6 protein-coding genes are annotated in these 6,604 nt (G+C 67.7%); 2 read left to right on the forward strand and 4 right to left on the reverse strand.

The window, feature by feature from the left end:
- Nucleotides 1–119: 119 nt before the first annotated feature.
- Nucleotides 120–311: a hypothetical protein gene (locus tag ACWDLG_RS44965; RefSeq protein ID WP_449931792.1), complete on the reverse strand. Its 192-nt coding sequence runs from the start codon at nucleotides 309–311 to the stop codon at nucleotides 120–122.
- 218 nt (nucleotides 312–529) lie between these two features.
- On the reverse strand, nucleotides 530–1,225 hold the full coding sequence (locus ACWDLG_RS44970; RefSeq protein ID WP_449931794.1) for a DUF4097 family beta strand repeat-containing protein: 696 nt from the start codon (nucleotides 1,223–1,225) through the stop codon (nucleotides 530–532).
- A 538-nt stretch (nucleotides 1,226–1,763) separates the two neighbouring features.
- On the opposite strand from ACWDLG_RS44970, the gene ACWDLG_RS44975 reads away from it, so the two are divergent.
- The gene (locus ACWDLG_RS44975; protein WP_449931796.1) at nucleotides 1,764–2,450 is read left to right on the forward strand and encodes a hypothetical protein; all 687 of its coding nucleotides are present in this window, start codon (nucleotides 1,764–1,766) and stop codon (nucleotides 2,448–2,450) included.
- Nucleotides 2,451–2,945: 495 nt separating this feature from the next.
- On the opposite strand, the gene ACWDLG_RS44980 is transcribed toward ACWDLG_RS44975, so the two are convergent.
- Nucleotides 2,946–3,422, reverse strand: coding sequence for a hypothetical protein (locus tag ACWDLG_RS44980; RefSeq protein WP_449931798.1), 477 nt, complete (start codon nucleotides 3,420–3,422; stop codon nucleotides 2,946–2,948).
- A gap of 418 nt (nucleotides 3,423–3,840) precedes the next feature.
- Between ACWDLG_RS44980 and qcrB the strand changes: the two genes are divergently transcribed.
- Nucleotides 3,841–5,211: a cytochrome bc1 complex cytochrome b subunit gene (gene qcrB, locus ACWDLG_RS44985; protein WP_449931800.1), complete on the forward strand. Its 1,371-nt coding sequence runs from the start codon at nucleotides 3,841–3,843 to the stop codon at nucleotides 5,209–5,211.
- A gap of 352 nt (nucleotides 5,212–5,563) precedes the next feature.
- Here the strand turns inward: qcrB and ACWDLG_RS44990 are convergent, their stop codons facing one another.
- A complete protein-coding gene (locus ACWDLG_RS44990) occupies nucleotides 5,564–6,448 on the reverse strand; it encodes a TIGR03619 family F420-dependent LLM class oxidoreductase (protein WP_449931802.1) in 885 nt (294 codons plus the stop codon).
- Nucleotides 6,449–6,604 lie beyond the last annotated feature (156 nt).

Raw genomic sequence — 6,604 nt, forward strand, 5'->3', positions numbered from 1 at the left:
CGTCCTCAGGAGCCCCCATGCCCAACAGGCCCTCGGGGTCGTACCGATTGATCAATGCACGGACTGCGGCGGCTACCTGATCACCAGTCATGACTCCAGCATGCCCCAGGTCGGCCACATCAGCACTCGACGGCTGGACGAATACGCGACAGTTGATTACGCGACTCCACCAGCACCGAGGCCGTGCCGATGAACTCGTCGCCAAGGTCGTGGTTGGGGAGCTCGCCGAAAGGCCAAGCCGTCCAGTGTCCGCTGACGACGAACGCGGCGATTTCGTCATCACGGTGCCGGAAGCCGACGGTGCACGTCACACCCCAGCTGGAGATCTGGCCACCCGTGAGCGTCGACCGCAGCCGGATCGGCCGGCTCCGCCGCCTCACCGGATATCTACCGAAAGTAGCGAGTTGCATCGAACCGGTCGACGGCGGTAACCCCCCTCAGGTCGGCGCGCCATCGCCGGACGTCTGAGAGCCGCGGCCGCTGACCGACCCGGAGTCGGGTCTCGGCGGCCCCCACGGCGTCCGCCGCTTCACTGGGGCAGGATCTTCACCTCGCCGACGCCGGAGGAGACCGAGACCTTGCGCGGTGCGCTCGCGTCGTCGGTCACCTTCACCACGGTACTGCCCACGCCGCTGTCGGTGGTCACGTCGTAGCGGCCCTGCGGGAGGTGGAGCGTGGCGTCGCCCGCCCCCGTCTGCACCTCGACGCTGTCCGGCGCGCCGCCGAACTTCAGATCGAGCTCGCCCGCGCCCGTCTCGGCGGACAACCGCTTGCCCGCGAGCGCGCTGGCGCCGATGTCGCCCGCGCCCGTCTTCACCTCGATCTCGCCGCTCAGCGAGCGCAGGGTGATGTCACCCGCGCCCATGTCGACCTTGACCTTCAGCGCCTTGGGAACGTCGATCGTGTAGTCGATCCAGCAACTGTCCAAGGTCCTTTCGCAGTCGTAGGACAGCTCGAGGACCTCCCCCTTCACCGGGTGCGAAGCCTGGGGCGCGGTGTCGCGCCAGTGCATCTTCTCGGTGACCTTGATCCCGGCTCTGTCGCTCTCGTTGACCACGACATCGCCGGCCCCGCCCCTCACCGTCAGCTGGACGACCTTGTCGGTGACCTCGTATGACTCGGTCTTCTCGTCCGTCGCCACGCCGAGCCCGGCGAACCCGCAACCCGTCAGCACCGTCGCGGAGAGCGCCAACGTGGCCACGGCGATCATGCCCCTCGTTCTCATGACCACCATGCTGCCGGAGGACGCGGGGGGCGGCATCGGGGATCACCCCTACTCGTCCCGGACACCCTGAGGTCCGGCCCCGTAGAGGGACTTCGGCCGAGCCCGCCGCATCGCGGGAGCACGGTTGACGTCAGCCGCCACCTCAGCACGTCAACAGGGCCCGCAGGAAGGTCCGCCGCTGCTCGTTGAGCTCGGCCCGGACGTGTGCCGCGGTGGAACCCGCTGGGCTCTGCTCGGCGACCTGCCGGCGCGTCTGGGTCCAGGTGGCGGGTGCGCTCGCGCTCGGTGGCCAGCCGGGTGGTGGAAGCGCTGCGACCGGCCCGACCCGATGCCGCAGCGGCGCAGGTCCAGCCGTCGATCAAGGTGTGACGCCACTGAGACCTGGTACTGCGAAGATCGCTTGCGTGATGAGACGACGAATGGCGGCAGCGTTTCTCATGGCGGCCGTGCCCACCGCGACGGTAGGTCCTGCCGGACGGGCCGATGCCGTCGTGGATCGGCCGGTGTCATCCAGCGCCAGCTCGTCCCCGGCCAGGGGGTGAAGATCGTCGAGCGTTGGGGATCACGCTCGCCTGACGGCAGCTGGTCGTTCACCGATCCGGTGCGCGGCGTCGTCGGTTTCGGCAAGGGCACGATCGTGGCGACGGATTTGAAGGACCCCAATGTGGCCGTCGCCGGTACCCGCAAAATCTGCATCGGCAAACGCGAGTACGAGTCGTACGTCAAGCCCGACCCCGATGAGCCACTGCCGCCGGGCAAGACCTGGGTGACCTTCGAATGGCCGTGCCAGCTCTTCCTGAAGGCCGGACCCCACCTCAGCCTCACCGAGGCGGCCAACCTCCGAGCCGTGCTGGCCACCACCAATCGCAAGCGGCCCGCCGGGATCTACGACGGGGTGCGCACCACCCTCTACGAGGGCACCATCACCTTCGCGCAGCTCCACAAGGCGAACCCGGACATGCGCATCGGCTACCACCGCAGGCCCCCCACCGGTAAGTACGCCGGTTGGAAGGTGTCCTGGCGGTTGTGGATCGGCGGCGACCAACTCGTCCGCCGAGCGTGGAGCTCGTGGCGCGAGCTGAACGACGGCCCTGGCAGGTCCGCGGGCGATGCGCCCTACGAGGTCCACTCGAAGGAACTTCGGCTGTCGGACTGGAGGATGAAGGTGCACATCAAACCGCCGCCCGCCGAGCAGACGGTGCAGTCGGAGGAATGGCACCGCTGACCTTGATGACGGCGGAGCTCGGCTGACCACTCCCTCGCGACATGGTCGATCCCGCCGAAGGCGCGCCTGGCCAACAACAAGCGGGTTGAGCTCGGCGACCTGGGTCGCCGAGCTCAACGGTCGCGATGCCAGCAAGGTTGTCGTGGACGACGGTGCAGTAGGAGGCGCGGACCGGGCGAGGCAGGAGACCGTCGCCGCGCCGGCGGGGCCGAGGTGCGGCCGGGAGGTAATCGACACCCTGGTCACATACATGGAGGACCACCGGGACGATCCTGCACGACTCCTTCTTCGGCTGGACAGATCTGCGGCGACCTAGTGGAGATCCACGATCGCTCGTACTGGGTCACCCGTACCAGCCACAAGGACATCAGTGTCCAAGCACTCCGCGCAGCGCTCGAACAAGCACACGGCGAAAACCTTGAACTCCGTCGCGAACTCGCTTGTCGCCGGCACGGGACCGGTGAACACCGTTCCAGGAGCTAAGCAGCAGGATTCCTAGGAATAGCCAGTCAGGATCAGGGCCGTGGTCAAGGTGAGGGAGACGAGCGAGATCCACCCTCCCGTACAAAGCGCTGCCGCCAGGGCGAACGGGATCGCGCTCAGCAACGACCACCACAGCGGGTCCGTCGTGGATAATCCCAGCTTGCCGAGGGCGGACGCCCCGGCGACCCAGCCGATCACCCCGAGAATCAAGACCACGCCTGCCCATATCGTCCTGCCACCCGGGGTCGCCGTCATCGACGATCCCTCTCGTGTCACGAGTGCCACGAGATACAACACGACCATTGCGAAGAGCGCGGCGAAGACCAAGACGATCGGGCCCAGCCCGAGAGCAAAGACAGCGACGGCGTACAAGCAGGGGCCGAGCAGCGAGCCAGCGAGCCCCGCTCCGACGATCTGACCGGCGGTCCACAGCCAGCTCCGGCCAGATGGAGCAGCACTCCGCCTGACGACTAACGCGGACGATCGCATCGCCAGATCGTAACGTTACGCAGCAATATCCGGGAGTACTGCCCGACGCGACAAGATGACTTCTGCGATCGCGTCAACGCTCTCTGACCAGTCTTGATGTCTTCATCTCATGATCGTCTAGCAGGCAACCACCGGCGGGATGCACCTGTACCTGACCGTCCCGCCCGGCTACGCGATCGGCTCGACCACCAGCAGCTCCCCCAACTTCCGCTCGGCCCCTGCATCGACACCTGCGGGCCCGTCCGCGGCGGCTATGTGGTCGGCCCCGGCTCCATCGTCAACGGCCGGCCGTACGAGATCGAGCAGCCACCAGAACGGCCGTGATCGACCTCACTGGTCGCGATGTCACATTCCGGGCGGCAATTCAGTCCTTTGTACAGAGGACGAGTTTCCTGGAGGCGGAATGCGCGTGTCACGCATGCGGCAGCAAGTGTTCGGGGGCAGCCACTGGTCGTTCCTGTTCGGGGAGATCGCGGCCTACTCCTTCGCGGTCCTGGCCGTGACGGGGCTGTTCCTCATGCTGTTCTTCGATCCGGACATGTCACGGGTCACCTACGACGGCGGTTATGCCCCGCTGCACGGGGTTCAGGTGAGCGCTGCCTTCGACTCGGCCATGCGCATCAGCTTCGACGTCACAGGCGGCCTGGTCATCCGCCAAGTGCACCACTGGGCGGCACTCATCTTCGCCGCCGCCATCGTGCTGCAGCTCCTACGCATGTTCCTGACCGGCGCGTTCCGCCGGCCCCGACGCTCTCAGTGGATGACATGGGTGACGCTGCTGGCGCTCGCCATGGCCGCGGGGGAAACCGGCAAGATCCTCCCGGACGACCTGCTGTCAGGAGGCAGCCTCTGGCTCATCAACAGCATCGTGCTGTCCATTCCCGTCGTCGGGACCTACCTCCACCAGCTGCTGTTCGGCGGAGCGTTCCCAGGCGAGGACATCGTTCCCCGGCTGTACTGGGCGCACGTGCTGGTGCTGCCACTGCTCGTGGCGGGCCTGCTGGCCCTTCGCGCCCGGCTGGTCCGCCGGCACGGCCACACACGTTTCCCCGGCGCGGTGAGGGGACGTCCCGCTACCCGTACGCTGGTGGCGGGTGCGACCGTCGGGGTGCTGGTCATGATGGGCGTGCTGGTCCAGATCACCCCCATCTGGCTGTACGGCCCGGCCAACCCGGGCCAGACGGCGGCGGGAGCCGTACCGGACTGGTACATGGGCTTCATCGACGGCGCGCTCCGGCTCATGCCCGCATGGGAGGTCACCGTCTTCGGCCACACCCTCAGCCTCGTCGTTCTCGTGCCCGGCCTGGTCGTACCCGGCGCGTTCTTCACCGTCCTGGCGCTGTACCCGCTGATCGAAGAGCGCGTGCTGACGTATCGCGCGCGGCGCGACGCGAACGGGCGCCCGATGAACAAGGAGCGCCTCGCCCGGGTCCGCACCCGACACGACGTCCTGGACCGGCCACGGGCCACCCCGGTCCGCACCGGTCTCGCGGCGGCCGGGGTCACGTTCTACGGATCGCTGTGGGCCTCCGCGGCCAACGACCAGATCGCGCATGTCTTCCACTTGTCGCTCGAATCCGTGACCAACGCCTTTCGCGTGGCCGTCCTCGTCGGCCCGATCGTCGCCTTCGTCATCACCCGCTGGCTCTGCCTCGGCCTGCAAGCACGTGATCGCGACGTCGCCGAGCACGGCGTGGAAACCGGAGTCGTCGTCCGGACTCCGGAGGGCGGATATCACGAGACACACCGTCCCGACGAGGCGCGTGCACTCGAGTCCACGGTGAGCTGAAGCGGCGGACGAAGCCCGGCGCGCAGCGATGATCCGCGGTCCGCCACCCGACCGTGAGGTGTGCACCTGACGATCCACGTGGAACGCGCCGGGCGCCCTGGGACGACGACACACTCCAACGCCCAATGGCCACGATGGCATCCGGCGAAGGCAGCGCGGCCGAACCAATCCTGTGCGGTTCGCCCGGACGGGGCCGGGCCCATGTCGCCGACCATCACGCACGTGGCTCAGGTCGTGGGTTGTGGGGATACAGGGCACCGTTGAATCGCTCCGTCATTCGATCAGGAGCCGCCACGCCTTCAACTCCCGGTGACAGTCAGTGGCCGGGAAACGGCTGCCGCGCACGGGTCCGTCAGGGGGCGAGGGCCTCCATCGCCTCCTCCGCCCGGCGCATCGCCTCCTCAGGCGCGGCGGTCACGATGTCGGCCACGAAGTTGAGGTCATGGAACACCTCCGTCACCCCGCGAGCCGCCAGATCCGCCACATCCTGCCTGATCTTCTCGTACGGCCCGGTCAACGGCGGCCCGTCGACGGCGTCGGTGACCGTGGTGACCCCTCGGCAGATGAAACGCAGTGCCTCGGGATCGCGTCCGGCTTCCCGTGCCGCCTCCTTTACGATGTAGATTTTTTCGGCGATGCCGTTCAGGTCCTCCCTGCTCGCGCTGACCCAGCCGTCGGCGAGCCGACCGGCTCTGCGCAGCGCCACCTCGGCCCCGCCGCCCAGCAGGATGGGCGGAATCGGCGTCGGCTTCGGATCCATGTGGGAAGCCTGAATCCGGTAGAACTCCCCCTCGTGCCGGACCACATCGTCGGTCCAGCACTTGCGCAGCACCTCGATGAACTCCTCACCCCTGCGGCCACGCTTCGCGAAGTCGACCCCCATGGCCTCGAACTCCTCGCGCAGCCAGCCGAGCCCCAGCCCGAACGACACCCGCCCGCCCGAGACCTCCTGCAGCGACGCCACCTGCTTGGCCACCAGAGCGGGCGCCTCGTAGGCGTTGACCACGGCGACACCCAGCCTGATCGACTCGGTGACGCCGGCAAGGTAGGAGAGAGTGACGATGGGGTCGTGGACGCTGCGGTACGTCGGGCCCATCGCGTGACCCTCGGGGTAGAGCAGGCGCTGGAAGGTCCACAGCTCGTGGTAGCCGAGTTGCTCGGCGCGGGTGGCGATCCGGCGCATGTTGGCGCGGGTGGCCCACGGCCCGGACACGGGAACAGCGAATCCAGTCCTCATATCAGGCCAGCCTACGGTCCCCCCTGGCAAGGCCACCCACGGCACGCCCTCGAAACGGCCTGGAAAAGCAGAAAGGGCCACCCCAACCGGGATGGCCCTTACTGTAAAGATTGCGCGGCGGCGACCTACTCTCCCACACCCCTTCGAGTGCAGTAC

The organism is Nonomuraea sp. NPDC003727, from assembly GCF_053586935.1.